Origin of the sequence: Desulfurivibrio modestus, assembly GCF_044068625.1 — a bacterium.
Classification (GTDB): Bacteria; Desulfobacterota; Desulfobulbia; order Desulfobulbales; family Desulfurivibrionaceae; genus Desulfurivibrio.
In genome coordinates this window covers 1-2,441 of record NZ_JBIPKH010000051.1, presented here as the reverse complement: position 1 = coordinate 2,441, position 2,441 = coordinate 1, and the positions used below count along the sequence as shown (strand labels likewise).

At 57.0% G+C, this 2,441-nt stretch carries 1 protein-coding gene and 1 pseudogene; both read left to right on the top strand.

Annotated elements, in window-relative coordinates:
* The first annotated feature begins 148 nt into the window (after window positions 1–148).
* A pseudogene (locus ACHHRT_RS13685) lies at window positions 149–1,061 on the top strand (tyrosine-type recombinase/integrase).
* Complete coding sequence (locus ACHHRT_RS13680; protein ID WP_395500327.1) at window positions 1,061–2,170, top strand: IS91 family transposase; 1,110 nt, start codon at window positions 1,061–1,063, stop codon at window positions 2,168–2,170. Before ACHHRT_RS13685 ends, ACHHRT_RS13680 begins: the two are co-directional and overlap by 1 nt.
* Window positions 2,171–2,441 lie beyond the last annotated feature (271 nt).

Below are 2,441 nucleotides of genomic sequence, written 5' to 3'. Positions count from 1 at the left end.
GTTGGACGAAGCCGCTACGCGGCAGACAAGGCCAAAGCGATCCTGTTTGGCCACAATTAACATGTTGTAATCTCACGGCATTCGGTAATAGGTAGGGAGTGGCGGAGCACAGGGAACCGCCGCATCAACCATTACCAAGGAGGTTACAATGAACACCACCATGCCGCAAGATCCACGTTTCAACAAGCAGTACCAGAAACACCTCAAATGCCTCAAGCTGGGCGGCCTGCAGCCCAAGACCATCGACGCCTACGCCAGAGCGATCCGGCGTATCGGCAACTATTTCGACTGCCGGATTGACAACCTAAACTCCGGCCAGTTGCTCGACTATTTCACGGAACTCCTGGATACGCACTCCTGGAGCGCGGTCAAGCTCGACCTCTACGGCCTGAAGTTCTTCTACTCCGAGGTGCTGCGCAAACCCTGGGAGAATATCCCTCTGATCAAGCCGCCCAAGACCTCCAGAATCCCCGATATCCTGTCTGTGAAGCAGGCCGGGCAGTTATTTGCCGCAACCAGGATCTTGAGCTACAAGGTCTTCTTCTTTACCTGCTACAGCATGGGCCTGCGCCTTGGCGAGGGCATTCGGCTCACTGTCGGCGACATCGACGCCGGCAACATGCGGGTGCATATTCGCGACGCCAAAGGCAACAAGGACCGGCTGGTGCCGCTGCCCGACAAGACCATGCAGGTGCTGCGGGAATTCTGGACCGTGCACAAGCATCCCCGGTTTCTCTTCCCCAGCAGGAAAAGAGGTCTGAAAAACGCCCACCTGGTTGATCTTCCTCTGGACCGGGGCGGCATCCAAACCGCCATGCACTCCGTTGTCCAGCACCTCGGCATAAAAAAAAATCTCATGCCACTCCCTGCGCCACAGCTATGCCACCCACATGCTGGAGGCCGGGGTCGATCTGCTTGAACTGCAGCAGATCCTTGGCCATGTCAGCATCCTGACCACCGCCAGATATACCCATCTGACATCAACCACGGCCAACAATACAAGACTGGTCATCAACTCCCTGGTCAACACCCTGGACATCCAGTGGGGAGGGCGCAAATAATGCTGCTCTCCACGATCATCAACAAGTTCAGGGACAGCTTCTTCCGCACCTACAAGAAAAATCACCTGCCGGGCCATATCAAGGCCCTGGAGTCCATGGTCCGATGCCGGCACGAGCATGGACCGCACATGCTGGCCCACTGTTCGGATCACCAGTGCGGTAAACTGGCCTATATTCCCCATTCCTGCGGCCACAGAAACTGCCCCCACTGCCAGAACCACGAGAGCCAACAGTGGTTGGAAGGCCAGCTTGCCAAGCGGCTGCCGTGTCAATACTACCTGATCACCTTCACCCTGCCCGGGCAACTGCGGGATCTGGCATGGAAACATCAGAAAACCGCCTACGCCCTGATGTTCGGGGCAGTGCAGGAGCTCCTGAAATCATTCACCAATAACGACAAAAAACTCGGCGGGTCACCGGGGTTCACCGCCATCCTCCACACCCATTCCAGAACCCTGGACTACCATCCCCACATCCATGTGGTCATGCCCGGAGCAAGCATCAACCGGAAAACCGGGCTGTGGAAGGAAAAATCCGGAAAATTTCTCTTCAACCACAAGGCCCTGGCCAAGGTCTTCCGGGCAAAAGTGCTCCAGGCCCTGGTCGACAACAAGCTGCCGGTGCCCCATGATTGCCCCAAGCAGTGGGTGGTTGACTGCAAAGACGCGGGCAACGGCGAGAAGGCCCTGGTCTATCTTGGCCGTTACCTGTACCGGGGCGTCATCCGGGAGCAGGACATCCTGCACTGCAAAAACGGCATGGTCACCTTCCGCTATCGCCATGCCAAAAGCGGAGAGGACCGGACCAGAACCGTCAAGGGCGAGTATTTCCTTTACCTGCTCATGCTCCATGTGCTGCCCCGAGGGTTTCGGCGGGCAAGATCGTATGGTTTTCTCCATGCGTGCAGTAAGAAACTGCTCCACTTGCTGCAACTGGTGCTGCGGGTCGCCCCTTGGCGCACCCTGGTCCGCAACCTGAAGCAACGGCCGGCAATCATCTGCCGGGCCTGCGGGGCCGCCATGGTGATCACCGCGACAAGGATTTCCCGGCCTCGGGTACTTCCGGCCGTATTGTACCAGCAAGCAAAACCGGAGGCCCTGCCCATGTAAGCCGCAGCGGACATCACTGTTGCCAACCGCCGGCTTGCGCCGCTACAGGATAGTTGCGCCCGAAAAAAGCCTCAAAACAGCTAAAAAAGGATGATGAGTCGACAAAATCTTCAGCTAAGAGCAGCCCGCCACCTCTCCCCGCCTCGCAACAGTTCACATACCTGATTCGGTAAGCTCAGGCTCAAAAAGATCTTTTCTATAATATGACCACCGGGCTTGTCCAACAAACGGTTCAGGTCACGGCTTCGCGTGACCTAACCTTATCCGTTAT